We start from the raw sequence: 25,016 nt of genomic DNA on the forward strand, positions 1-25,016 counted from the left end.
CCCAGCGGCGACCATGCCCGGATGAGAGACCCATGACCCCGCAACACCCGACACCGTCCTGGTCACCGGCGCTTCCGACTTCACCGCGGGCCACTGCCGCGTCCCGCGAGGGACGGCACCGGGCTCCTCGGCGCGCAGAAGACCCTCAGCCCGCCCCGAGCCGTGGTCGGCGACCGGGCGGTGTCGTGCCGGTTAGGCTCGCCTCGTGGAGATGGCGCTGCCGGAGTGGACGGTGCTCGCGCTGCTGTGCGAAGGACCGCGGCACGGTTTCGCCATCGCCTCGCTCACCGCGGCCGACGGCGCGGTGGGGCGGGTGTGGGCGGTGCCCCGGCCGATGGTCTACCGGGCGCTGGGGCGGCTGGAGGACGCGGAGCTGATCGCCCCGGCGACCGTGGAGTCCGGGCCCGGTCCGCAGAGGACCGTCTACGCCATCACGGCCACCGGCCGGGACCGCGTGGACGAGTGGCTCGGGCAGCCCGCCGAGCACGTCCGGCTGCTCCGGTCGCACCTGCTGGTCAAGTTGGCGCTGCTGCACCGGCGCGGGCTCGACCCGTGCGGGCTCCTGCTCGGCCAACGCGCCGTGCTGCGCCGGGTCGTGGCGGCCATCGAGGCCGATCAGCGCGAGGGGTTCGACGCGGTGCTGCTGTCGTGGCGCCACGTCAACGCGACCGCGGCGCTGCGGTTCGTCGAGGACCTGGCGGCCGACCGTCAGCGGAGCAAGCCGGCACGCCTGCGGACCCAGGACTCCGACTGACCGCACTCCGCCGCGATGGCCTTCCAGCTCAGGTCGGCCGCGCGGCGGTCGGCGAGGTACGCGGCGACGTCGGCGAACCCGAACCGGGCCGCCACGGAGGCCGCCCGGTCCTGGACGTGGCGGCGCGAGGTCGCGTGCGGAACGCGGGTGACACCGTGCCTGGCCAACGCGGTCCGCACGGCCGTGCGGCTCAGGCCGGTCTCCGCCGCGATGGCCTGCACCGACCGGGCCGACCGCACGTGGCGGTCGCGCAGGTACTCCGGCACGCTCGCGAAACCGAGGTCGGCGAGGACCGGCAGCCACGGGGCGTCGAGCCGCAGGACGCGGGCGTGCTCGGCGACGACGCCCGCGGTGTCCGGGTCGACGACCGCGAGGTGGCGCGACAGCCAGTCCTTGTGCAGCCCGGCCTCACGGCTGATCGCGGCCAGGCTGCGGCCCGCGAGGACCCGGTCGGTGACCAGCGCCCCGATGTCGGGAAATCCCGAATCGGCGGCGGCCTTCGCGGCGACCGTGCGCAGCCGGTCGAGCGCGTGCCGTCGGACGCCCTCGGTGCGCGCCTGCTGGGAGACGGCGGCGAGCGCCCGCAGGGTCTTGCGACGACGCTGCTCGGGGTGCTTGCGCCCCCGAGCGGCCTGGGCGGCGGCCTCGGTCAGCGCACCGGAACGGGCCCGCCGCACGCCCTTCTCGCACCACGCCCGCACGACCGGGTCGGTGGCGCGCCGCCGCCGCAACGCCTCGGCGCGCCGCCGCCGGGTGCTCTCCCCCTCCAGGGACGCGGTCCGCTCCAGCCCGAAGGCCTCGCGGTAGGAGAGCTCGTCCCAGCCGTGCGAACGCAGGTGCGCGAGGACGGACTTGAACCAGCGGCCGCACAGGTGGCACAGGACCCGGTCGCCCACCTGCACGACCGATCCGACCGGCACGTGCTCGGCCACGGTCACGACGGCACCTCCACTAGTCACACTGAGACTAGGTCAGCGGTCGTCGACCGTAAAGGGCCCGCACCACACCCGCGCCGGTCGCCGAAGCCGCGGGCGGTCAGGGCGTGCGGGCCGGCACCGCCTCCCGGTGGCGTGGCCGCGGAGCTGGCGGGTGCCGTCGGCGAGGAAGCGCACCGTCCACCGCTGGTACGACATCCCGTCGCACGCGCAGGTGCGCAGGCCCACGTCGAGGCTGTGGTCCAGGCAGCTCCCCGTGGCCCGGCCGACGTAGATCCGCGACTCCTCGGAAGCCCGCGCGGCACGACCTACCGCACGCTGTCCTAGGCCTCAAGGCCGATGACCACCAGCCCCGCGGGCTGAAGAACGTCACCGGCTGATCCCGCCCACGACCCGTGGCCCGCCAGGCACCCCCCGGCGGGCCACGGGTGCCGCCCTCTACGTGTCCGCGCTGGTGAGACGGCGCAGGCGGTGCCTGAGGTGCTGCCGCTCGGCCAGGTTGACGGTGGTGGCGATGGCGCGGCGGTAGGCGTCCGCCGCGCCGTCGGTCCTGCCCGCCCGCTCCAGCAGGTGGGCGCGGACGGCGTCGAGCCTGGGCAGGCGGGGGTGCTGGGACCCCAGCGCGTCGACGTGGGCGAGGGCGACGTCGGGCCCGCTGACCATGGCCTGCGCGACGATGCGGTTGAGGGTGATCGTGGGGTTGGCGTGGCCGGTCACGAGTTCGAGGAGCCGGTAGAGCGCGAGGATCTCGGCCCAGTCCGTCGCCCCGGTGTCGGGGGCCTCCGCGTGCAGGGCCGCGATGCAGGCCTGGAGCAGGTAGGGGCCGGGATCGGCACCGGGGGCGGCCCGCTGGACCAGGTCGATCCCCTCGCTGATCAGCCCCCGGTCCCAGAGCGCCCGGTCCTGCTCGTCGAGCGGTCTGAGGAGTCCGTCCGGTCCGACCCTGGCCGGGTGGCGGGCCTCGGTGAGCAGCATCAGGGCCAGCAGACCGGTGATCTCGGTGGAGTCGGGGAGGCCGCGCAGCAGGAGCCTGGTCAGGTGGATCGCCTCGGCGGCGAGGTCCGCGTCGCGGGGTGGTGCGCCGGTGGTCGTGTGGTGGGCCTCGGTGAACATCAGGTAGAGCACGTCGAGCACGGCCGTGATCCGCTCGGGGGTGGGAGCGGGCGGCGGGAGCGGCAGGCCGAGCTGGGAGACGCGGCGCTTGGCCCGCGTGATCCGCTGGGCGATGGTGGCCTCGGGGACCTGGTGGACGGTGGCGATCTGGGCGGTGGTCAGCCCGGCGACCGCCCGCAGGGTCAGCGCCACCTGCCCGGCGCGCGGCAGGTCGGGGTGGCAGCACAGCAGCAGGACCAGCAGCGAGTCGTCGGTCTGGACGGCCTCCGACCCCTCCGGGGGCGATGCCAGCGCGGTGCGGACCTCGCGGTCCCGGCGTCGGGCGTCGCCGCGGGCCTGGTCGGCGTAGCGACGGCGAGCGGTCACGGTGAGCCAGCCCAGCGGGTCGTCGGGGTACCGCGCGGGCCACTGCTGGTGCGCCTGGAGGAGCGCCTCCTGGACGGCGTCCTCGCACAGGTCGAACCGGGCGCTGCCGTGGGCGCGCAGCAGCCGGGCGAGGACCTGCCGCGTGAGTTCGCGCCACAGGTCCCCGCCCGGCGCGGGCGCAGCGGTCACCCGTCCCCCAGGTCGGAGAACATCACCGGCCGCAGTTCCAGGGCCAGGCCGGGGATCATCGCGTCGGGGATCTGCTTGGCCAGCTCCACCGCTCGCGCCTCGTCCTCGACGTCGACGAGGTAGAAGCCGCCCATGAACTCCTTGCTCTCGACGAACGGGCCGTCGGTCACCTCGGGCTGCCCGCCGGTGGCGCGGACGACCTTCGACCGGCTGGGGTCGGCCAGGGCCTGGGTCGCGATGAACTCACCGCGTTCCTTGGTGGCGGCCGTGAACGCGGCGTGCCCGTCACCGATCCGCCTCTGCTGCTCGTCGGTGAGCCGCTCCAGCACCTCGGGGTCGACCTGCATCAGGATCAAGTACTTCACCGCTACCTCCTGGTAGGTGGGCCGCCCCTCGTGGCGGTTCACCAGGGGGTCGTCACCGATCCGGCGGACACGACACCACGCGGCCGACATCTTCCCCCGGTTCCTCGGCCGCCGCTGTCGTGCCGGGTGCGGCGGTGACGACCAGGGGGCATGGCGATCACGCCGGACCGACGACGAAGGGATCGGCCATGACCCAGCGGACCAGGGTCCACTGCTTCAGCGTCACCAGGGACGGGATCGGGGCGGGCGAGGCGCAGAGCGCCGAGCGCCCCTTCGGCCACGCGGACCCCGGCGACCTGTTCGCCTGGGCGGGCGCGACGGCCAGCTGGGTCAACCGCACCGATCCCGGCGGCACCAGGGGCCTGGACGACCGCATGACCCGCGACTTCACCCACAACATCGGTGCCGAGATCATGGGGCGCAACAAGTTCGGCCCGGTCCGCGGCCCGTGGCGGAACCACGGGTGGAAGGGCTGGTGGGGCGAGGAGCCCCCGTTCCACACCCCCGTCTTCGTCCTGACCCACCACGAGCGACCGTCGTTCACGCTCGGCGACACGACGTTCCACTTCCTCGACGCGACGCCGCACGCCGCGCTGGAGCGGGCGAAGGCCGCCGCGGAGGGCCGGGACGTGCGCATCGGCGGCGGCGTGACCACCGTCCGGGAGTTCCTCGACGCGGACCTGGTCGACGAGATGCACATCGCGGTCGCCCCGTGCGAACTCGGCGGCGGCCTGCGGCTCTGGGACAGCCCGGACGAGCTGACCGACCGGTTCCACCTGGAACGCGTGCCGAGCCCGAGCGGCGTCGTGCACCACCTCTTCTGGCGGCGGTAGGCGCGCGGCGAGCCGGGTCCGGTTCCACCCACCGGACCCGGCGGTGCGCCGCCGCGGCGGTTCGGGTGAGGATTACCCCGTGCACATCGCGGTGGAGATAGTGGCCCTGGTCGTGACCGTCCTGGTCGTCAGCGCCGTGGCGCGGAGATTGGACTGGTCCGCACCCCTGTGCCTGATCGCCGTGGGCGTCGTCGCGTCCTACCTGCCGGGGGTGCCCGAGTACCACCTCGACCCCGAGGTGGTGCTGCTCGGGCTGCTCCCCCCGCTGCTGTACTCGGCGGCCATCCAGACGTCGCTGGTCGACTTCCGGAGGAACCGCGGGGCGATCGGGCTGATGTCGGTCGGGCTCGTCGTGTTCACCGCCGTCGGCGTCGGCCTGGTCGCGTGGGCGGTGGTCCCCGACCTGCCGCTGGCCGCGGGGATCGCGCTCGGCGCCGTCGTGGCGCCCCCGGACGCGGTCGCCGCCAGCGCGGTCGCCCGACGGGTCGGGATGCCCCGCAAGCTGACCCGGCTCCTGGAGGCCGAGAGCCTGTTCAACGACGCGGCGGCGCTGGTCGCCCTCCGCACGGCCATCGCCGCGCTGGCGGGTTCGATCAGCCTGTGGCAGGTCGGCGCCGACTTCCTGCTCGCGGCGGTCGGCGGGATCGCCGTCGGACTGGTCGTCGGGTTCGCGACCGCGTTCGTCCGGTCCCGGCTCGACGAGCCCGTGCTGGACACCGCGCTGTCGTTCGCGGTGCCGTTCATCGCCTACCTCCCGGCCGAGGCGATCCACGGCTCCGGCGTGCTGGCCGTGGTGATCGCCGGCCTGATCCTGGGGCACAAGGCCCCGCGGATCCTCTCCGGCTCGACCCGGCTGGCCAGCAGGCTCAACTGGCAGACCATCGCGTTCCTGCTGGAGAACACCGTCTTCCTGCTGATCGGCCTCCAGTTGCGGCGGATCCTCACCGAGGTCGACCAGTCCGGCCTGTCCACGGCGATGCTCACCTGGATCTGCGTCGCGGTGCTCGGCGCGACGATCCTCACGCGGATCGTGTGGCTGGTCGGGATCGGCACGATGAAACGCGTGCAGCGCCGCCTGATGCCGGGCAGGACGAGGGGGAAGGTCTGGCCGTGGCGCTACTCGGCGGTGATCTCCTGGGCGGGGATGCGCGGGGTGGTCACGCTCGCCGCGGCGTTCATCCTGCCCACGGACACCCCGCAGCGCGCGGTGCTCGTGCTGGCGGCGTTCGTCGTCGTGGCGGGCACGCTGTCCCTCCAGGGCATGACGCTGCCCCCGCTGATCCGGCGGCTGCGGCTGCCGCGTCCCGACCCGGCCGAGGACGCGCTCCAGGAGGCGGCCGTCCTGCACGACATGACCCGCGCGGCGCTGGTGAAGCTGGAGGAGATCCAGACGCCCGACGACCCGCCGGAGATCGTCCAGCGCCTCCGCGACCAGATGCGGAACCGCTCCGACTCGGCGTGGGAGCGGCTCGGCAGGCAGAGCGCGCTGGCCGAGACGCCCAGCGACGCCTACCGCAGGCTGCGGCTCGAACTCCTGGAGGTGGAGCGCGAGCAGTTCCTGAAGGCCCGTGACAGCGGGAGCGCCGACGACGACGTCCTGCGCCGCGTGCTGGCGCGGCTCGACATCGAGGAGTCGATGCTCGACCGCCACGAGGAGGAGCCCGAGGTCGAGGGCCGCGAGTTGCGCACGCCTGCGGCCACGGCCGGGTCGTGCAAGCACCTGGCCCACGAGTGGGTCGAGAGGGCTCCCGACTCCCCGGACGCCTGCCAGGCCTGCGTCGCCGAGGGGATGACGTGGGTGCACCTGCGGATGTGCCTCAAGTGCGGCACCGTGGCGTGCTGCGACTCCTCGCCGGGCCGCCACTCCGCCCAGCACTTCCACGACACCCGGCACCCGGTGATGCGCAGCTTCGAACCGGGCGAGACCTGGCGGTGGTGCTTCGTGGACAAGCAGCTGGGCTGATCCGCGCCGTCTCGGCTCTGGCAGCGGCGCGTGCCGGTGGGACACCGTGACGGCGCATGCCGCTACTCGAACGGGCGTCGCAGAGGACGGAACTCGACTACGGGAAGTAGAGCAAACCTCGTCTCAACCGGTCGCTCGTCACCCGTTCGGCCCTAGTGATCTCTACCCGCCGCCATGCCCCGGAGCGGGGACTGGGCCGATCGCGGCCTCTTGTGTGAGAGCGGTTTCACGCGGTGTGGATTGGTCCATACCTATTGCGTCAACCGACCGGACCGGTCGTACCGCGCACGACCGGCATGACAAGAGGAGTTCCGAATGTCGATCCCCCGGTTCCTGAAGCGCGCCGGAGTGGCGGTGAGCGCGCTCGCGGCAGCCACCGGCGCGCTCGTGCTCCCCGCCACGACCTCGTCGGCCGAACCGTCCACATCGGCCGCGTCCTTCGTGGTCAGCGAGGCCCAGTTCAACCAGATCTTCCCCGGCCGCAACAGCTTCTACACCTACGGCGGGCTGACGGCCGCCCTGGACGCCTACCCCGGCTTCGCCAACACCGGCGACGACGCGGTGAAGAAGCGGGAGGCCGCGGCGTTCCTGGCCAACGTCAACCACGAGACCGGCGGCCTGGTCCACATCGTCGAGCAGAACCAGGCGAACTACCCGCACTACTGCGACGCCGGCCAGCCCTACGGCTGCCCCGCGGGCCAGGCCGCGTACTACGGCCGCGGCCCGATCCAGCTGAGCTGGAACTTCAACTACAAGGCCGCGGGTGACAACCTCGGCATCGACCTGCTCCACAACCCGTACCTGGTCGAGCAGGACGCGGCCGTCGCGTGGAAGACCGGCCTCTGGTACTGGAACACCCAGACCGGCCCCGGCACGATCACCCCGCACGACGCGATGGTGACCGGCCGCGGCTTCGGCGAGACCATCCGCGGCATCAACGGCTCCATCGAGTGCGACGGCGGCAACCCGGCCCAGGTGCAGAGCCGGATCGACAAGTACACGCAGATCACCGGCATCCTCGGCGTCCCGGCCGGCGACAACCTGTCCTGCTGAGCCCGGCGCGGTGACGAGGGCCTTCCCGGACGGTCCGGGGAGGCCTCCACGCGGTCAGGGCCGACCGGACCGGCGTTCGCGCACGGCGGCCACGACCTTCGCGACCTGGGCGTCGAAGGCGTCGAGCTGCTCGGCCTCGGCGGCGCTCGCGACGAACGCGCGGCGGTCGCAGGCCGCGCCCCCGCGCCAGACCCTCTCGATCGCGCGGGTCGCGGTGATGTCGGCCAACGGGTCGCCGGACACGAGGACCAGGTCCGCGCGCCGCCCGACCGCGACACGCCCCCGGTCGGGCAGGCCGAACACGCGTGCCGGTTCGGTGGTGGCGGCGGCCAGTGCCCGCGCCGGGCTGAGGCCGCACCCGACGAGGAGTTCCAGCTCGCGGTGCAGGCTCGCCCCGAACACGGTGCCGGGGTTGGGGGCGTCGGTGCCCGCCAGCAGCGCGACTCCCGCGTCGGCCAGTCTCCGCACGTTGTCCCGCGCCTGCGAGTAGGGCGGCGTGTTCCAGCGACGCGGACCGGGGCCGCCCGCGGTCAGCCGCCGCGTCCAGGCGGCCCCGAGCGCCTCGGCCAGCCGGGGGTCGCCCGCCACCGCGGCGCCGCCGGGTTCACCGAGGGTGTTCTCGATGGTGGCCAGCGTCGGACCGACCGCGATCCCGGCCTCGGCGACGCGCGCGACCAGGGCCTCGTCCAGCGCGGTGTCGGCGGGGACGTGGGCGACCACGTCGACACCGGCCGACACGACCTGCTCCAGACCGGCCGTCGAACTCACGTGGGCGACGACGAGCAGGCCGCGGGCGTGCGCGGCGGTGACCAGTGCCGCGATGGTGTCGGAGTCCAGCGACGGCCAGAGGCCGCCGACGCCGGAGATGACCTTCAGGTAGTGCGAGCCCTCCGCGATCCGGTCCGCGACGAACCGCTCGGCCTGGTCGGGGGCCGTCAGCGTCGGGATCGGGGCGTACAGCGCCGACGGGTGCCCGTCCGGCGCGGTGGCACCGACACCCGAGGACCGGACGTCGGCCACGTCCGACCGGGAGCCCGCCTGCTCCTCGGCCGCGGCCACCGCGTCGGGCTTGCTGAACATGTCCAGGACGGTGGTCACGCCGAACGTCAGCGATTGCGCGAGGGCACCGGGGGCGAGGTGCACGTGGGCGTCGATCAGGCCGGGGAGCACCGTCCCGCCACCCGCGTCGACCACCTCGTCGCCCTCGCGGGCGGCCGAGGTGACCGAGCACCCGGTGATCAGGCCGCCGTCGAACCGGACCGACGTCCAGTCGCGCACCGCCGTCCCGTCGAACACCCGCGCGTTCACGATCGTCGTCACCCGCGAGGTCCTCGACGACACCCCGTCCCCCCGTCCCCGTCCGCTACCGCCGGTCATTCAACTGCACGCCCCGCGAGGTCCGGACGACACCCCTGTTGCCGTTCAGGTCCGTCCCAGGGGGTTGCACCTTCCGCAGCGGCATGTGGTCCAGTGGACCCACGTCCCGATCCCTTGAGGAAGGTCCCTGCTCGTGCACCCGTCTTTCACGCCACCCCGCCAGGTCAAGATCGGTGACGCGGCGGCCTTCGTCGGCACCACACCGCGGGCGATCCGCCACTACCACGAGATCGGCCTGCTCCCCGAGCCCGAGCGGGGTGGTGACGGCCGCCGCCGCTACGGGTACGAGGACATGATCCGCCTGCTGTGGGTCCGCAAGATGGCCGACGCCGGGATCGCCCTGGACGACATCCGTGACGCCTTCACCACCGGCACGGCGTCCGCGGGCGCGGACGGCGGCGACGGCATCGCGGACATCCTGGAGCGGTTGGAGGACACCCTCGCCGAGCAGGAGGCGGAGGTGCGGCGGCAGCGGACCGCCGTGAGGCGGATGCGCGCCGAAGGCAGCCGGACGGGCCTGCTCTCCGACTTCGTCACCGAACGCCTCAAGAACCTGCCCGAAGGTGCCCTGCGCCAGGCGGACCTGGACACCCTGCTGGTCACCGAGCGGATCTTCGGCCCGCTCGGCGCGGCGCTCCAGGCCACCCGCTTCATCGCCCTGGCCACGCACCCCGCCCTGCGGGAGGAATCCGACCGCGTCGACGACGCCGAGGAGGCGCTCGACGACAGCGTCGCCGTCGACGACCCGCGGGTGGCTCGGGTGGCCGCCGAGCGGCACGCCTTCGAGAACACCCTGCACGCCGTCATCGAGGAGTCCGGCTTGAACGAGGACGACGACGCCCTCCTGGACGCCTGGGACGCCGTGCACCCCCCTGAGGACGAGGCCGACGTCTGCACCACCAAGCGGGGGGCAGGCTCCATGAGCGTTCTCGAGGCCGTCGGCAAGATGCCCTACGACTGGTCCCCCGCCCGCCTGCGCTGCATCGAACTGGCCGAAGAGCTGTCCGCCCAGGACTCCCCCGCCACCTGACCACGGCCCAGCGCGCCGGTGGTGGCACCAGGAGGCACGCCGGGTCCTGGTGCCACCAGCCGCTAGCCGGTGTAGCGGGCGTCCGAGCCGTAGAGCTCCCTGGTGAAGGCGGAGATGTAGGTCTGCGCGTTGGCGGCGCCGAGGTTGTAGGTCAGGTAGACGCCGTACCCCTCGCTCACCGTCCGCCTCGCGAAACTGGCGGCGGTGCTGCTGGCCGTCGCGCTGATCTGCACCGCCGCGGGCGAGAGCCTGGACTTGGGCAGCGCCAGGCCGGGCACGCTCCACGTGCCGTAGTAGGGGTTCCAGGCGTAGTCGAACTTCGAGGTGATGTCCACGCCCCCGTACGACAGCCGCGACGCCGACGGACCGATGTTGTACAGCGTGATGAGCTTGTTCGGCATCAACGCGCGCAACGCCGTGACCAGGTGCACGAACGAGCTGGCGTTCGGCTGGCCGGTGCCGTTCTTGCCGTACTCCGAGTACTCGTCGTCGAAGTCGATGCCGTCCAGGCCGTACCTGGTCACGGTGTCGGACAGCTGCTTCGCGAACGCCTCTGCGGCCTGCTTGGTCGGGAAGTTGGCGAACCCGGCACCCTCGTGGTTGCCGAGGATCGACAGCGTGACCTTGATGCCCTTGGCCTGCAGGGGCCGGACCTCGGTGGCCACGTTGTCGAGCACGCGCTGCACGTTCGGGTTGAAGTACAGGTAGGCCGACTTCGTCGTGACGTTGTAGTTGATGTTGGCGGCGAAGATGACACCGATGTCGAAGACGTTGCCGCCGCCGTTCGCGAGCGTGTACCTGCCCACGTTCAGCATGCTGTTGTTGTTCACCTCGACGTACGCCACGGAGACCGGCCCGGTCTTCGCGAGCGCGCTCGCCGTGGTCGTGGTCCCGCTGGTCATCAGTACGACCGCCGCTACGAGCGCACCGATCCGACGAACTCCGGACACCATTGATCAACTCCCATCGACTGGGGTTGGCAGGGCTATCACGATCAGCGAACCAGCAGCGAAGTCCCGCCGTCCACGTGTCCCGACACGTCTGTCCGGTGAGTTGTCCGCTCACGCGGACCGGTCGACCCGAGCCCGGCGTCGCTGACGACCGGGAGCGGGAGGCGGGGTCAGGCAGGCGCCCGCACCGGGGCGGCGGACCGCGCGCCGCGAGGGCGTTCGTCCACTGGTGGACCTCGACGCGGTCCGGTTCCCGCCCGCGCTCCCACTCCAGCGGCGCCACCCTGATCCGCAGGCACGACACCGCCGCGACGTCCTGTTCGCCATGCTCCGCACCGGCATCCCGACGCAGTTCCCGCCCCGCTGCGGCCTGACCACCACACCGAGACCGATTCCCCTGTGCGGCACCGCGATCCGGTCGGCCTCAGGTCTCGCCGAAGCCGCGGCGAGGGCGACGGTCGACGAGATCGCGCGTTCCGGCGGGACCGCGTTCGCCGTCGGGGCGGAACTGGGTGTGGACGACGACGTCGAGACGCTCTTCGCGGGAGTCGAGGAGGGCCTGGCCGGGCGACCGCCCGACGTCCTCGTCACCAACGCGGCGGGCCCGCCGGCGGGCCCGCTGGGCACCACGACGCGGGCCGAGTTCGACCACCTCTTCGCCGTGGACGTGCGGGCGCCGTACTTCACCGTCCAGCGCGCCCTCCCCTGCTCCGCGACGGCGGCCGGACCATCACGATCTCGTCGGTCGCGACCAGGATGGCCGACCTCGTCGCGGGCTCGACGGCGCTCGGCCGACCGGGCGAACCCGAGGACGTCGCCGACGTGGTCGCGTTCCTCGCCTCCGACGCCGCGCGCTGGATCACCGGTCAGGTCGTCGACGCGAGCGGCGGGCTCGTCCTCGGTCCACGGGCCTGATCGTCGACAATGGCCCCACGCGACACGGCGGGAGGCAGCGATGGGGCGGGTGGCGGTCGCCGTGGTGGTCGTGGTGCTCGCGACGACGGGGTGCGGGACGCGGGACGAGCCCGTGCTCGGTGTCGGTGACGAGGCCGAGGTGCGGGCGTCGATCGTCTCGGGACGCGGGCAGGGCGGCACGGCGCTCATCGGGATCACGCCGGTCGAGGTGCGCCGCGGCGAGCCCGCCGACCTCGCCGGGCGCACGTACACCGACGACGACCTCGCCACGGTGGCGACGCCCGACGGCACGCCGCACTACGTCGACGCGCGGCTGGTGAACAAGGGCGACGAGGAGCTGACCAGCGGTCCCGCCGCGCACGGCGTCGACAGCACGGGCGCGGAGCTGGAGGACCTCAACACGTCGGGCCTGCACCCGCCGGTGGTGGCGTGCGGGACGCCCGCCCTGGGGCTGTCGCCCACGGCGGTCTCCGGCTACACCACGTGCTACCTGTTCGTCGTGCCGCCGGGCAGGCGGCTGGACCGGCTCAGGGTCGGCGACGCGGAGTGGAAGCTCGGGTAGCGCCGGTCAGGCGGGCTGCAACGACGCCGGGTAGAGCCAGCTGCCCGGCGTGTCCTGCGCCGGGTTGGTGTAGTAGTCCTTCACGGCCGCGACGTACTCCTGCACGCTGACCGCGCCGTCGCCGTCGGTGTCGAGGTGCGTGAACGCCAGCCCGCACTCGGCCTCGGACAGCCCGCGCGCGGTCAGCAGCACCTCGAACTCGGCCGCGTCGACCCGACCGTCCCCGTTGGTGTCCGCGATGTCGAGCAGCGACGCCACGGCCTCGGGGAACACCACGTCGAACGCGCCGCCGTCGACGAGCGCCAGGGCCATCGCCCGCTGGTACTCCCGCGGCGAGATCCGGCCGTCGCGGTCGGCGTCGCAGTGCTGGACGAGGGTGTCCCAGAACCCGTCGTACGCCTCGACCAGCTCCCGCCCCCGTTCCGAGGAGGCGGGTTCGCCGAACGCCTGGAGCAGCCGCTCGGCCAGGGCGTAGAAGTCGGCGAGCTCGATGACCCCGTTGCCGTTGACGTCGTAGTGGGCGAACGTCGAGTCGATCCTGTGCTGCAACACCTGCCTCATGGTCAGGCACTGTGGTTCGACCCGGCGGCGACCGCAACCCGGGTCGCCCACTCAGGTGGAGTTGTTCAACCGGTTCAGCCACCGCGGGCGGCTCGGCGTCCACCAGTTGAGGTCGCCGAGCAGGACCATCGCGGCCGGGACGAGCAGGCAGCGGACGACGGTCGCGTCCACGGCGATGGCGACCGCGAGGCCGACGCCGAACATCTTGATCGTCGGGTCGTCGTTGGGCACGAACGCGAGGAACACCCCGACCATGATCGCCGCCGCCGCGGTGATCACCCGACCGGTGCCGAGCAGGCCCTCGCGGACCGACCGCCGGTTGTCCCCGGTCAGCTCCCAGCGACGCCGGACGTCGCTCAGCAGGAACACCTCGTAGTCCATCGACAGGCCGAACAGCAGCGCGAAGAGCACCAGCGGCACGAAGCTTGGAACGGGCACCGGACCGGAGAGCCCGATCCACGTCGCACCCCATCCCCAGGTGAACACCGCCGTCAGGACGCCGTAGGCCGCCCCGATGGAGACGAGGTCCACCACGGCCGCCTTGAGGGCCAGCAGCGGTGCCCGGAAGGCGAGCAGCAGGACCACGACCGACAGCAGCAGCACGACCGCGATGACGAGCGGCAGCGTGTCGGTGACCCGGTCGGCGAGGTCCACCCTGGCCGCGGTGGTGCCGCCGACGTGCACGGTCATGCCCGGCACGGACTGGTTCCGCAGGCGGTGCACGAGGTCCGCCGTCGCCGGGTCGCCGCCCGAGGTCGAGGCGATCACCTGGACCGTCACGACCCGCCCGTCCTCGGACGGCGTCGCGGGCCCGACGGCGGCCACCCCCGGCTGGGCCCGCGCCATCGCCACCAGCGGGGCCGCGCGGGGATCCCGCTCGTCGGCGACCGGCGTCGACAACCGGCCGAGCACGGTCAGCGGCGTGGCCACGCCGGGGCCGAACGCCGCCGAGACGGCGTCGTTCGCCCGGCGGACGGCGGTGGACTCCGGCGAGGACCCGGCGTCGAGCTGACCGAGCCGCAGGTCGGTCGCCGGTGCGGCGAGCAGGACCAGCAGCACGACCGCGACCCCGCCCGCCAGCACCGGCCGGCGGGTCACCCGATCCGCCTGGCGGGCCCAGAAACCGCCGGAACCGGCGCGGCGCGCCAGCCGGTCGTGCAGCGCCCCGCCGCGGGCGATCCGCCCGCCCGCCTGCGAGAGCAGGGCGGGGAGCAGGGTGAGCGCGGCGAGGACGGCGAACAGGACCGCGATCCCGCACGTCCAGGCGAGGGTCCGCAGCAGCGGCACCCCGGTCAGGCCCAGTCCCGCGAGCGCGACCGCGACCGTCACCCCGGCGACGACCACCGCCGGGCCGGAGTCGGCGACCGCGCGGTCCACGGCCCGCGGCACCGCGAGACCCGACCGCGTCACCGCCCGGAACCGGCTGAGCAGGAACAGCGAGTAGTCGATGCCGACACCGAGGCCGATCATGAGCGCCAGCGTCGACGCCTGGGCGGGGATCGACGTCAGGTTCCCGGCGAGCCCCACGACCCCCAGCGTCGCGAGCACCGACAGCGCCGAGGTCAGCAGCGCCAGCACCGCTCCGGCGAGACCGCCGAGCGCGAGGAAGAGCACGAGCGCGGCCAGGAGCACGCCGAAGTACTCGTCGCCGGTGCTGCCCGAGCCGTCGACGACCTGGGCGAGCGCCCCGCCGGGCAGCACCCGCAGGCCCGCGTCGGCGGCGGGCCGGGCGGCGTCGGTGACGGCGTGCGCCACCGCCCTGGTGAGTTCGGCACGGCGGACGTCCAGACCCACCGTGAACCAGCCGGTGCGCCCGTCCGCGGACAGCGACCCGTCGCGCGTCGAGGGTGCCGTCACCGCGGTCACGTGCTCGGCCCCGCGCAGGGACGCCGCCGTCGCCGCCAGCACGCCGGCGCGGGCCCCGTCGTCCAGCCTCCCGTCCGGGGCCACCACGATCACGGTCCCGCCGGTGAGCGGCGCCGTCGGTGACGCGGTCAGGTCCCGCACCAGTTGGGCGTCGGTCCCCGGCAGGCTCACGTCGTTGTCCGTCGGCGCGCCGACCACCCTCGTGGCCACCACCAGCGCCGCCACCAGCACCAGCCACGCGCCGATCACGGCGACCCGGTGCCGGACGCACACCCGGCCCACCGCGGCGACGGCCCGTGCCGCCCGATCGTGGTGCGGCACGGCCCCCATCGGTCCTCCAGCGCTCCCGTGCGGCCGAACGGTTCGGGAAGCCGTGCGGCGATCGGGGAACTCTAGCGAGGTGCGCCACCGGTCGACCACGGTCGGCGACCGCCCGACCCGCCCGAACCCCGTCTCAGCAGAAGACCGTGATCGCGCCCGGCAGGCCGGGGAACTCCGCCTTCGCGGCGGCCGTCAGGCAGTCGTTGAAGTCCGGCCCCTCCTCGGCCTGTCCGTGGTGGTCGCCGTAGCCCGCCTCTCCCCCGCGCGCCGTGACGCCCTGCCGCCGCAGGCACTCCACGGCGTCGTCCCGCAGCAGGGGGTGCGGCTCCCCAGGGTGGGCCGCGAGGTAGGCGGGCTCGTGGAGACGCGCCTCGGCGAGCCGGACCGGCACCGCCGGGCCCTGGCGATCCTCCGGCGGAGCGGCAACCGCGACGACGAACCGGCCGCCCACAACGGACTCGGCGAGGCCGCGGGGGATCACCCCTCGGCCCACGGGCACCGCACCCGCGCCCGCGACCTCCACCGGGCACTGGGCGCACCCGAACCGCACTAGCCCGCGACGACCGCCGCGGCCGACTGTCGGGGTGGTCCACTACGGTCGGTCGCGCCACGCGATCGAGGGGGAAGCACATGCGGCACGACCTGTCCTGGGCCGACGCCCACCCTGGCTCACACCCGTTCCTCGGGGAGATCTTCTCCCTGGCCTTCGTGCGCGGCGTCGAACCGCTGGACGCGCTCACCCGCGTCGGCGCGCTGCCGGACACCCTGGCCCGGCGGACACCGGAGGAGGTCTCGCGGCTGCACGAGTACGACCACGGCTACCCGGAGGTGGTCTCCGCGTTGGCCCTCGGCGAGTGGACCGTGCTCTGCCAGCCGACCGGCTTCGAGCTGACCCACCTGGTCGACGCGCTGTCGCGCGGCACCGAGGCGGTCGCCCTGCTGCGGCACGACTACGCCAGCCCTGGCTTCACCCACGCCGTGGACGGCGCGGTCGTCACCGGCTTCGACCCGAAGCACCCCGGCAGGCGCTACGGCACCGATCCCGACCGCCTGCTCCCGCTGATGCGCGAGGCGGGCTTCGAGCCGGACTCCACCGCGGGCCAGTACGACCACTCCACCAGCCGCGCCCTCCGCCTGGCCGGACTCGTCACCGGCGTCGTCCCCACCTTCGACCAGCTCACCGCGCCGCTGCCGAGCGCGCACATCGACCCCTGGTTCACCCGCACCCGACCGCGCACCACCGCCGACGCGCACGACCTGGCCGAGCGGATCGTCGCGGAGCTGCACCTCGGGAGCACCCCCGGCCTGGCCCCGGCGCTGGCCGCCGCCCGACGGGGCGATCCCGTGGTGGTCTCCCCCGACAGCGAGCTGGGCGGGCACGTGCGCGAGTGGTCGAGCACGGCGCGCCGCGCGAGCTGGTCGCTCAACGACCCCGGCGGGCGGCACCGGATGACCGACGAGGAACGCCACCGCGGCTACCGCCTCGGCCACCTGGTCCAGGCACTGGCCGCCGCGTTCCGCGCCGACCTGGCCTGAGCCCACCCCGCCTTCTTCCCGACCCACGTGCCTCGGCCGACCGCGGAGGGTCGGCTCGATCCCCCGCTCGCACTGCCTCCTGTCACCAGGGCGTGATGAGGTCGAGCGACGAGGCTGCGGCGAACACCCCGGCCAGGACCGCCACCAGCGGCGGAGGTAGTGCCTTGACCGCCTCCGCAGCTGCGTGTAGCACGACCGACAGCACTCGGTTGATCCAGAACGTGGTCCGCCCGACAACGTCCCCGTAGGTGTAGGCGTACGACGACGGGGTCTTCTCGACGCGGCGACTCCGGCTGCTCCAGCGGTACTCCGGGAAGATCAGCAGCATGGCCACCCCGGCGACGGCGCCGCGCAGCGCGGACGCCACCAGGCGCAGGAGGAACGGCGCTGCCCAGCGCGTGGCCAGGCAAGCGCACACGACCACGGCCACGACGAACAGGACGCCCGACGGGACGAGCGGGCCGACGATCCTCGCGGAGAGGATCACGGCAGGCTCACATTGCCGTTGCCGCTGACCACCGGTTCCCTGATCGCCTCACCGGAGGGGACGAAGCGCGGCTGCCCGCTGCCGGTGAGCACCCTGAAGATCGACTCCTGCGCCATCTGCAGGGCGGTCCGCACCTGGTCGTCGATCTGCCAGCGGTCGAGCGCATCGGATTCGAGCAGGCGGTTCATGAAGTTGAAGGTCGCCCGGAGGCGGCTGTCCCTCTCTTCCACGAGGACCTTGACCACGGAGTCGATGTCCTCGGGTTTCAGGGTGAGTTGCAGCGCGAACTGGTCAAAGTCGCCTTCGGCGATGATCGTCCGGAAGTGGTTGACCTTGCGCTGGATGTCCGACTGTCCGAGGCTCGTGTCATCCATCGCCAGTCGAACGTGCGGCCGCACCCACAGACCGCGGTCCTCACCCAGCGAGTCGTCGTCCAGCTCCTCGTTGGCGCAGTTCTCGGCCTGGGCGGCGTCCGCGATGTCGAACCTGCGCGTCACCGCCCGCAGCCGTGCGAGCAGCCGCGGAGACAGAGCCTTGCGCACATCGGTGACGCCGGCCTGGACGACCAGTGCCGGATCGGTCACCCTCCACTCCAGATCGACTATCGCCTTGAAGCAGATCTTGTCGCCGCAGCTGGGCAGGTAGGCCTCGACGGTGGACACGTGGATGCCGAGATCCACCTCGTACACCGTGCGGACCTTGTTCCACACCAACTCCCCGGTGGTGGGCTGTCCCGCCGCCGGATAGGTGAGGCAGTTGCCCGAGCGCGTGACGAAGACGCGAGCGACCCTGGCTCCGACCGGCAGCCGCCGGTAGAGCAGCTCGAACCGCTTCACGTGGAGCTCGTCCACGATCGGACCACCAAAGCTGGGTGCCGCGACGGGAGCGGGCGGTCGAGGGCGGTCCTCCGCGCTCGTGGCGGCCGGTGGTCGTTCCTCGGTCTGCACGGGGATGTTCTCGGAGTCCACACTGGAATCCGGCTGTGTCATGACGATTCCCTTCTGTGCGCGGGCACGCGGATCGCCTCTTCGAGAGACCGGGCGGCGTCACCCTCGAGCGGGTCGCTCCAGTCGTGCCGCAAGCGGTTGAGCAGGTGGTGGAGTCGGTGCACGTCGAGCTCGTCGCGCACCAGGTGTGGCACGAAGTCGATCAGGGCGCGCAGGCACTCGTCGTCCTTCTCCGCCGCTCGGATCCACGGCCCGAACAGGTACCTGGCGACGAAGTCGCCCCGCCGTCCACGCAGGCCCCACCACAGCAGGTCGGCGATCGGGGTGGTCAGGTGTCGTTGCTCGTCCTGCAACGCCAGCAGCAGCGGCCAACGCTCCCGAGCCCTGGGTGTAGGGCGTTCCACCCGTCCGGCCGACAGCCTCAGGTGGTCCAGGTCGAAGCCGTGCATGTGGATCAGGTAGTACATCGCCCACCAGGCGAGCTTGCGGATGCTCTGCCGCTCGCTGGAAGCCCACTCGGCGAGCTTGCCCAGCACCGGCTCCACCTCGCCGAACGCGAACAGGTTCGCCACGCTGTAGCCGGACGCCTGCACCAGGGCGGAGTTCATCCTCTCGTCCAAGGCGGACTGCTGCTCGGACGGCGTTCCCAGGACCCTCAGCTCCTCGAAGGTCGACTTGATCGACCTCCGCCCGAGGTCGTAGCCCAGCGCCGACGCGGCGGTCCAGCGCTCGGCGTCCGTGCCGTACCGGCGCCAGATCTCAAGCTGCTCGTCAACCGCGTCCGCGACCCGTTCGTCCCGCGCCGCCTGGTCGAGCGCGACGGCGGCGAACAGCCGGCGCTGCTTCCTCCGCTTGCCCACCGACGACGCGCCGGGAAGGATCATGTCCTCAAAGGTGAAGTGGAAGTCCAGCGAGCAGAACAGCCCGGTCGCCTGCGCTGCACGGACCCAGATCATCGGGCGGGCGTCCTTGCTCAGCGCCTTGAGCCACTGGACCATGTACTTGCGCAGACCGTGGTGGTTCTTCCACACGTAGCTGAGCAGCACGACCGGGAGGCGGTCGTCCGAGTACTTCGCGAGCCCGACCGGGACGCGCTCCAGACCCGCAGCGACCCAGCCCTCCACGACCTCGGCCCGCGACTTCGACAACCGGCTCTGGTGGTCGTCGCCGAACAGCGAGGACTGGCTCGTGGAAACCCCCTTGAGGTCCTTGACGAAGCAGTTGGCGAGCTGACGGCCTGCCTCTGCGACCATGTTGTAGGGCGACCTGTTCAGCACCGCCAACGCGATGCGGAACGCCGCCAGCCGCAGGGCGTCACCCAGTTCGCCCGAACGGAGCCCCGCGAGCCCGGCGAACCACTCCACGACCTGTCGCTGCACCAACTGGGCTGCCTGGGCCTCGACCTCGTCCAAGCCAATGGTGCCGCGGCCGTACTCGGCGAGCAGGCGAGCCGTCCGGGCGACCTCCACAGGCCGCGGGACAGGACCGAGCGCTCGGCGCAGACGAGCGGATTCACCGAGCCTGCGCAACAGCTCATGCGCGTCCTGGCCGTCCTCGCGCACCTCTTCCACGAGATGGCTCTCCAGGACCCTGTCGGACTCCGGTGGGCTGTACGGAACCGCGTAGTTGCCCAGGTGCCAACCCTGAAGGCCATCGCGTTCAGCGATGAGGACGATGCTGCTCCCGCTGTCCCCCACCAGATCTCGCAGCCTGTCGAGCTGGGTTTGCGTCGTGGAACTGCCCGCCGCACCGAGAAGCTCCACGACGTAGCCGTGTCCGCTCTCGAAGTCGTTGGACGTCAGCGCGCCGATGTCCTGCCCGGCGTCGAACCGGGAGACCACCTCGGATCCGACGTCGTCGAGCAGTCGCACCGCCGTGGTGAAGCGCCCGGTGCCGGGTTCGCCGCAGAGCACCAGAACCCGGCGATCCTCCAGGGTCGACACCATGTCGTCGTAACCGGTGACCGGCACGTAGCGAGCACGCACGGCCTCCAACTCGTCCTCGTGCACCGAGCCCGACCGGCGTGTGCCACCGCGGCCCGACGAGTAGTGGTAGTGCCGGTCCCCGACGTGCATCTCGTCCACCGTGGAATCGCGGATGAACGCCATGGGGCCGTCGGTCGTGAGGTTGCGGCCCTCGTCGTACGCCTCACCGAAGGCGCGTCGGTCCGAACCGTAGAGCGCGTCCGGGTCGTTGCTCTCCGAGGCCGCTTTGCTGTTGCCGGCACCGTCCTTCGCCGCCGTCGGGTTCTTCTCCCCGGCCTTCGCCTGACCGGCGCCGCGCTCGCCGCCTTTGGCGGGTTCACCACCCTTGGCCGGTCCGGCACCCGACGTACCGGGAGCCGCCGTTCGGCTGGCTCCACCGCTCGCGCCCTCACCGCTCATCGCGGCGCCTCGCCTTCATGTTGATCACCGCCGCGTTGAACTGCTCGCCTATCCGTGCGCGGCCCTGGACGAACACGGTGGGGCCCTTGAGCACGTCTCCCGAACCCGATCCGCGACGTCGCTTCTCGGCCTTGGCCGGTCTCGGCGGCACCGAGTAACCCGGTACGCGCACCCAACCGCCGAGGGGTTCCTCGACCCGCCGGTAGGAGCTCAGTTCGTTCGGAACTCCCCTGCGGCGCACGACCGACTCGTACAGTTCGTCCGACACGACGACGACGAGGTTCTTGGTCCGAGCCGCGGCCAGCACCCGCCTCGCGTAGTCGGAACCGGCCAGATCGGCGGCCAACTCCTCGTTCTCGACGGAGACCCCCACCCGCACCGGGAACCGCACATCGGCGGCGACCCGGTCGAGCCACGCGGTGAGCACGTCCGCGTGCGGAACATCGGCAGGCACCACGCAGACCAATCGGTCGTCCGCGACGCTGACGTCGATGCCCTCCCCCTGAAGAGATTGGGAGATCGCCGCCCGCAGTTCGGTCGGGTCTTCGTCGTCGGGGCGCAGCACCACTACCAACTCCCGCTGAACCTCCCGCGCCGGAGGCAGGAGTGCGGGAACCACGTGGGCGGAACGTCGTGCGACGGGCCTGCGCACGCTCTCGTCGTTGTCGATGACCAGTCTCTGCAACTTCTCGAGTTCCGCGTCCACTTCGAGCCCTCCGTTCTCGACGACTTGCTTGCGGTGCGTGGCGAAGGTGTCGAGCGCGTCCTGCGTGCGCCCGGCGAAGTGCAGGGAGGACATCGCGAGTCGGGTGACTTCGGCATTGGCGGGGTGCTCCAGGAACAGTTGGAGCAAGCCGGGTACGCACTCGCGGTACCGCCCGAGGCCGATCTCGATCTCGGCCAGGCGGATCTGGGCGGCAAGGCGTTGTTCGACCAGTGCGGCCCGGTAGGTGTTGATCCGGCGACTCCGCAGCCCGGCGAGGGGCACCCCTTCAGCCAGTTCCAGAGCTTCCGCGAGCAACGTGGCCGCATGGCCGTCGGCGACGGAGCGGGCTTGGGCGGTCAACGCCTCGAAGCGGCGGACGTCGACCTGCGCGTCCACGACGTCCAACCGGCAGAGCCTGTTCTTGCTCTCCAGCAGGTCACCGATCCCGGCTGTGACCAGTCTGCCGCGCAACCGCGTCATGTACCTGCCTATCTCCGACTCGGCGTGCTCCGGAGGGTCTTCCCAGAGCCACTCGGGCAACGCTTCGCGCCGCACCGGCATGCCATTACCGGCGAGCGCGACGAGCAAGCACTGTTCCTTCTCGGTGCCGAGGTGAACGCGCTCGCCGTCGCGGTATGCCGCCACCTGACCCCACAATCGGAATTCGACTGGTAGACCGGTCATCTTCGCCCTTTCGTTTCGATGTTCTTCCACTGGTGGACCTGCACCCGTGCAGTGGTGGTGCCAGTCGGGTGCAGCGCTCCTGCCAGTCGCTTCCAGCTGCGCGGCAAGCAATTCGGCCAGTTCAGCGGACCAACCTCTGTCCATGCGACGGAAATGCCGGAGCAGGACAGGGGATGGAATAGTGGACGCCAAGAGCAGGAACTGGAAGAAGAGCTCGTTCAGCGAGGGTGGCGGCGCGTGCGTCGAGGTGGCCATGATCTCGAACGGCGTGCTCGTCAGGGATTCGAAGAACCCCAGCGGACCGGAGTTGTGGTTCACCTCCCTCGAGTGGATCGCATTCCTGTACGGCGTGATGGCTGGCGAGTTCGGCGTTCAGTGACGGACCGGTGAGCGCGGGTGCGGCGACTGGTCGCCGCACCCGGCTCAGCCGGTGGACGAGCGGATGTCTTCGGCAAGGGTGAGCAGCAACGAGCGAGCGTGGTCGTCGAAGACCGCCATCCGCTCCAGTCGGGACCAGCTGTTCTCGTACAGCTCGATGCTCTCGACGTCCACGACCTCGACGGGGCCGTGGATCATCTCGACCGCCACGAAGGTCCCGCGACCCTCATCTGGTCCCTCGTAGATGACGAACCCGTGGGAGAGCGTCGTCAACGCCTCGGCGTCGAGCGGGATCACGCCGAACGACACGTTGTCGAGCGTGCTGATCGAGACGAGGCGGTCGAGTTGGGCGAGCAACAGCCGGGACGGACCCGGTCGCCAGCGCAGAGCCGCCTCGGTGATCAGGAAGTCGAAGCGCCGCTCCGGCTCGAACACCAACTGCTGCCGACGCAGGCGGGCGGCGACAGCGGCACTCCGGTCCTCGTCGGAGTACGGCACCTGGAACAGGGAGAAGACGCGACGCGCGTAGTCGGCGGTCTGGAGCAGACCGGGCACCACCGAGTGCTGGTAGGTGCGCACCCGGACCGCCATGGTCTCCAGTGCGTGGACCTCGTCCTGGAGGTGGCCCCGGTCCCGGAACAGCGCGGGCCAGTGTCGCGCCTCCCGGTGCGCGATCCTGGTCAACGCGTCGAGCCGTTCCCTCGTGTCGTTGGACGCCTCCAGGGCGACGACCCACGCCGCCACCTCGGGGAGCGAGGGGAGCACGGTTCCCGCCTCGATCCTGGACACCTTCGACTGGCTCATGTCGATGCGCTGGCCGAGTTCACGACCCGAGACGCCGGACAGGCCGCGCAGTTGGCGCAGTTCCGCGGCCAGCCGCGCGCGCCCGGTCGAAGCCGAGTCAGCGTTCTCCGCCGCCATGTCCATCCCGCGGTCACCCTCATTCGGAATGATGTTGATTCCATTTGACTTGACTTGATTCAATTTGAGTCAACACTCAACCAGTGTGATATCGCGGTGTCAAGAATTTTTCGAGCAATGCTCACTAGACCACGTGAGCAGGAATGCCATGGCGTGGAACGTGACGACGATTCAGGCCAGGTGGGCGGGCTCAGCAAGGCTGTCGGTACCCGCCAGGAGTGCGAACCGAGAACGACCTGCGCGCAGATCGGAGACCGAACGCCGAGGACCGCAGGTACCGCAGGAACGGAGATGTCGCGTCCACCCGGCGTGGGTCAGGATTGATCGGTCGGCCGCGCGCCGTCACCGAGCCACCACCGCGACCGCGGTAGGTCGAACTCCGTGAACGCCCGCTGCGCCCGCTCCACTGGCAGGCGCACCCCGGCCGGGTCCTTCCTACCGTCCGCCCCATTCAGTCTCGTGTGCGCGTCCACACCGGCGGGACCGACGTGGAAACCCCTCGGCGATGTTCGCGCCGTCGAGCCCGCCCGCGAGGATCACGGGTCGCGGGGCGCGAGGCCACCGACGGCCTGGAAGTCAACGTGCGCCACCACGTCCAGCATCGCCTCGCCGAGCAGCGGGGCGCTCATGCCGCTGAGGCTGGTGACCCGGAGGTCGACGTGGCTGGCGGAGACGACCACTCCCCCGCGGGCAGGATCAGACGTCCCTCGACGACGACGCGCTGCTTGATGAGGGCGAGCAGGTCGTCGCGGACCCCGAGCCCGCTCGCGAGCGGAGTTCGGCCAGTCGACGCACCGCAGCCCTCCCACAGCATCCGGAGAGCAGGAAGAAGAAGGCGTGTCCTCACCGAATGCCCCGTTTCCTCGCCGCAGCCGGCACAGCGGGCCACAGCAGGGACCTACCAGGACAACCCGTGTCCTGGTAGGTCACGTGATCGGGTGAACCGACGAACGCCTGCGGTCAGATGTTGTACCCACCGGCGACCTCGATGGTCTGGGCGTTGATCCAGCGCCCGTCCTGCGACAGCAGGGTGGCGACCACCGAGCCGACCTCCTCGGGCTCGCCCACGCGGCCCAGGGAGGTCTGACCCGCCAGCAGCTCCTCGAACTCCGGCGTCAGCCCACCGCCCAGCTCCGTGCGGATGGCGCCCGGTGCGACCGCGTTCGCGCGGATCCCCCGCTCGCCGAACTCCTTCGCGATGTAGCGGGTCAGCACTTCGAGGCCTCCCTTGAAACTGGCGTAGGGAGCCACTCCCGGCGTCGCGACGCGCGAGGTCGCGCTCGCCATGTTCACCACCGAGCCACCGTCCGCGATCAGCGGGAGCAGGGTCTGCGTCAGGAAGAACGGGCCCTTCAGGTGCACGGCGAACAGCGCGTCGAACTCCGCCTCCGACACCGACGCGATCGGCGTGTGCACGCCGTGGCCCGCGTTGTTCACCAGCCCGTCGATCCCCTCACGGCCCCACTTCTCCCGCACCGCGGCCAGGAGCGCCTCGCGGAACGCACCGAACGACGGCACGTCGGAGACGTCCAGCGGCAGCGCGAGCGCCGTGCCGCCCGCTTCGACGATCTCGTCCACCACCCGTGCCGCCGACTCGGGATTCGACCTGTAGGTCACGACGACGCCCATGCCCCGGCCCGCACACGCCCGTGCCGCTGCCGCGCCCAGACCCCGACTGCCACCGGTGATGACGACGATCCGCATTGTGCTCATCCCTTCGACCTGTTCGACGACACCGAGTCAACCCGTCGGTCCAGGTGCGAAGAAGGACGCCGTTGCCCGGGTGTGGCACACCCACCCACGGGAACCCGCCACCGCGG

General features: G+C 71.9%; 23 protein-coding genes and 1 pseudogene. 10 read left to right on the forward strand and 14 right to left on the reverse strand.

Annotated features, from left to right (window positions below; translation table 11 throughout):
• Nucleotides 1–211 precede the first annotated feature (211 nt).
• A complete protein-coding gene (locus AC156L_RS37565; protein ID WP_330877997.1) occupies nt 212–754 on the forward strand; it encodes a PadR family transcriptional regulator in 543 nt (180 codons plus the stop codon).
• On the opposite strand, the gene AC156L_RS37570 is transcribed toward AC156L_RS37565, so the two are convergent.
• The 3 genes from AC156L_RS37570 to AC156L_RS37580 form a co-directional block, all read right to left on the reverse strand.
• Nucleotides 709–1,692, reverse strand: coding sequence for a MucR family transcriptional regulator (locus tag AC156L_RS37570; protein WP_330877969.1), 984 nt, complete (start codon nt 1,690–1,692; stop codon nt 709–711). The genes AC156L_RS37565 and AC156L_RS37570 overlap by 46 nt on opposite strands.
• A 435-nt stretch (nt 1,693–2,127) precedes the next feature.
• A complete protein-coding gene (locus AC156L_RS37575) occupies nt 2,128–3,357 on the reverse strand; it encodes an RNA polymerase sigma factor (protein ID WP_330877970.1) in 1,230 nt (409 codons plus the stop codon).
• Nucleotides 3,354–3,722 (reverse strand): YciI family protein, encoded by a 369-nt coding sequence (locus tag AC156L_RS37580; protein WP_330877971.1) that lies wholly within the window; start codon nt 3,720–3,722, stop codon nt 3,354–3,356. Before AC156L_RS37580 ends, AC156L_RS37575 begins: the two co-directional genes overlap by 4 nt.
• 188 nt (nt 3,723–3,910) lie before the next feature.
• Here AC156L_RS37580 and AC156L_RS37585 point away from each other — a divergent pair, with 188 nt between their 5' ends.
• From AC156L_RS37585 to AC156L_RS37595, 3 genes are all read left to right on the forward strand, one after another.
• Nucleotides 3,911–4,555: a dihydrofolate reductase family protein gene (locus AC156L_RS37585; RefSeq protein ID WP_330877972.1), complete on the forward strand. Its 645-nt coding sequence runs from the start codon at nt 3,911–3,913 to the stop codon at nt 4,553–4,555.
• A gap of 79 nt (nt 4,556–4,634) precedes the next feature.
• Nucleotides 4,635–6,518, forward strand: coding sequence for a Na+/H+ antiporter (locus AC156L_RS37590; RefSeq protein WP_330877973.1), 1,884 nt, complete (start codon nt 4,635–4,637; stop codon nt 6,516–6,518).
• Nucleotides 6,519–6,833: 315 nt separating this feature from the next.
• A complete protein-coding gene (locus tag AC156L_RS37595; RefSeq protein ID WP_330877974.1) occupies nt 6,834–7,571 on the forward strand; it encodes a chitinase in 738 nt (245 codons plus the stop codon).
• Nucleotides 7,572–7,625: 54 nt separating this feature from the next.
• Here AC156L_RS37595 and AC156L_RS37600 read toward each other — a convergent pair whose 3' ends face one another.
• Nucleotides 7,626–8,891, reverse strand: a complete 1,266-nt coding sequence (locus AC156L_RS37600; RefSeq protein WP_330877975.1) for an amidohydrolase family protein — start codon at nt 8,889–8,891, stop codon at nt 7,626–7,628.
• 190 nt (nt 8,892–9,081) lie between these two features.
• Between AC156L_RS37600 and AC156L_RS37605 the strand changes: the two genes are divergently transcribed.
• The gene (locus AC156L_RS37605) at nt 9,082–9,978 is read left to right on the forward strand and encodes a MerR family transcriptional regulator (protein WP_330877976.1); all 897 of its coding nucleotides are present in this window, start codon (nt 9,082–9,084) and stop codon (nt 9,976–9,978) included.
• A gap of 62 nt (nt 9,979–10,040) precedes the next feature.
• Here AC156L_RS37605 and AC156L_RS37610 read toward each other — a convergent pair whose 3' ends face one another.
• Nucleotides 10,041–10,880, reverse strand: coding sequence for an endo-beta-N-acetylglucosaminidase H (locus AC156L_RS37610; RefSeq protein ID WP_330877977.1), 840 nt, complete (start codon nt 10,878–10,880; stop codon nt 10,041–10,043).
• A 373-nt stretch (nt 10,881–11,253) separates the two neighbouring features.
• Here AC156L_RS37610 and AC156L_RS37615 point away from each other — a divergent pair.
• The 3 genes and pseudogenes from AC156L_RS37615 to AC156L_RS37625 all read left to right on the forward strand — a co-directional run.
• A pseudogene (locus AC156L_RS37615) lies at nt 11,254–11,583 on the forward strand (short-chain dehydrogenase); the annotation flags it as partial.
• Between the two features lie 101 nt (nt 11,584–11,684).
• Nucleotides 11,685–11,843: an SDR family oxidoreductase gene (locus AC156L_RS37620; protein WP_330877998.1), complete on the forward strand. Its 159-nt coding sequence runs from the start codon at nt 11,685–11,687 to the stop codon at nt 11,841–11,843.
• Between the two features lie 40 nt (nt 11,844–11,883).
• On the forward strand, nt 11,884–12,405 hold the full coding sequence (locus tag AC156L_RS37625; protein WP_330877999.1) for a hypothetical protein: 522 nt from the start codon (nt 11,884–11,886) through the stop codon (nt 12,403–12,405).
• A gap of 6 nt (nt 12,406–12,411) precedes the next feature.
• Here AC156L_RS37625 and AC156L_RS37630 read toward each other — a convergent pair whose 3' ends face one another.
• From AC156L_RS37630 to AC156L_RS37640, 3 genes are all read right to left on the reverse strand, one after another.
• Nucleotides 12,412–12,966, reverse strand: coding sequence for an EF-hand domain-containing protein (locus tag AC156L_RS37630; protein ID WP_330877978.1), 555 nt, complete (start codon nt 12,964–12,966; stop codon nt 12,412–12,414).
• 51 nt (nt 12,967–13,017) lie between these two features.
• Entirely contained in the window at nt 13,018–15,153 is a 2,136-nt protein-coding gene (locus tag AC156L_RS37635) for an MMPL family transporter (RefSeq protein ID WP_330877979.1), read from the reverse strand.
• A gap of 133 nt (nt 15,154–15,286) precedes the next feature.
• Nucleotides 15,287–15,646, reverse strand: a complete 360-nt coding sequence (locus AC156L_RS37640; RefSeq protein ID WP_330877980.1) for a hypothetical protein — start codon at nt 15,644–15,646, stop codon at nt 15,287–15,289.
• 137 nt (nt 15,647–15,783) lie between these two features.
• Here AC156L_RS37640 and AC156L_RS37645 point away from each other — a divergent pair, with 137 nt between their 5' ends.
• Nucleotides 15,784–16,689 carry a DUF6461 domain-containing protein gene (locus AC156L_RS37645; protein WP_330877981.1) on the forward strand — a complete coding sequence of 302 codons (906 nt, stop codon included), beginning with the start codon at nt 15,784–15,786 and terminating at the stop codon, nt 16,687–16,689.
• Between the two features lie 82 nt (nt 16,690–16,771).
• Here AC156L_RS37645 and AC156L_RS37650 read toward each other — a convergent pair whose 3' ends face one another.
• From AC156L_RS37650 to AC156L_RS37665, 4 genes are all read right to left on the reverse strand, one after another.
• Nucleotides 16,772–17,176 (reverse strand): hypothetical protein, encoded by a 405-nt coding sequence (locus AC156L_RS37650; RefSeq protein ID WP_330877982.1) that lies wholly within the window; start codon nt 17,174–17,176, stop codon nt 16,772–16,774.
• Nucleotides 17,173–18,027, reverse strand: a complete 855-nt coding sequence (locus AC156L_RS37655) for a hypothetical protein (protein ID WP_330877983.1) — start codon at nt 18,025–18,027, stop codon at nt 17,173–17,175. Before AC156L_RS37655 ends, AC156L_RS37650 begins: the two co-directional genes overlap by 4 nt.
• Nucleotides 18,028–18,161: 134 nt before the next feature.
• The gene (locus AC156L_RS37660) at nt 18,162–20,507 is read right to left on the reverse strand and encodes a hypothetical protein (RefSeq protein WP_330877984.1); all 2,346 of its coding nucleotides are present in this window, start codon (nt 20,505–20,507) and stop codon (nt 18,162–18,164) included.
• The gene (locus AC156L_RS37665) at nt 20,497–22,152 is read right to left on the reverse strand and encodes an AfsR/SARP family transcriptional regulator (RefSeq protein WP_330877985.1); all 1,656 of its coding nucleotides are present in this window, start codon (nt 22,150–22,152) and stop codon (nt 20,497–20,499) included. The genes AC156L_RS37660 and AC156L_RS37665 overlap by 11 nt, the downstream gene beginning before the upstream one ends.
• On the opposite strand from AC156L_RS37665, the gene AC156L_RS37670 reads away from it, so the two are divergent.
• Complete coding sequence (locus AC156L_RS37670) at nt 22,151–22,276, forward strand: DUF397 domain-containing protein (RefSeq protein WP_330877986.1); 126 nt, start codon at nt 22,151–22,153, stop codon at nt 22,274–22,276. The two genes, AC156L_RS37665 and AC156L_RS37670, sit on opposite strands and share 2 nt — an antisense overlap.
• 44 nt (nt 22,277–22,320) lie before the next feature.
• Here AC156L_RS37670 and AC156L_RS37675 read toward each other — a convergent pair whose 3' ends face one another.
• Together AC156L_RS37675 and AC156L_RS37680 are read right to left on the reverse strand one after the other, a co-directional pair.
• Nucleotides 22,321–23,202, reverse strand: a complete 882-nt coding sequence (locus AC156L_RS37675) for a helix-turn-helix domain-containing protein (RefSeq protein ID WP_330877987.1) — start codon at nt 23,200–23,202, stop codon at nt 22,321–22,323.
• A 954-nt stretch (nt 23,203–24,156) separates the two neighbouring features.
• Entirely contained in the window at nt 24,157–24,909 is a 753-nt protein-coding gene (locus AC156L_RS37680; protein WP_330877988.1) for an SDR family NAD(P)-dependent oxidoreductase, read from the reverse strand.
• Between the last annotated feature and the right edge of the window lie 107 nt (nt 24,910–25,016).

The sequence above is a fragment of the Umezawaea sp. genome, assembly GCF_057122925.1.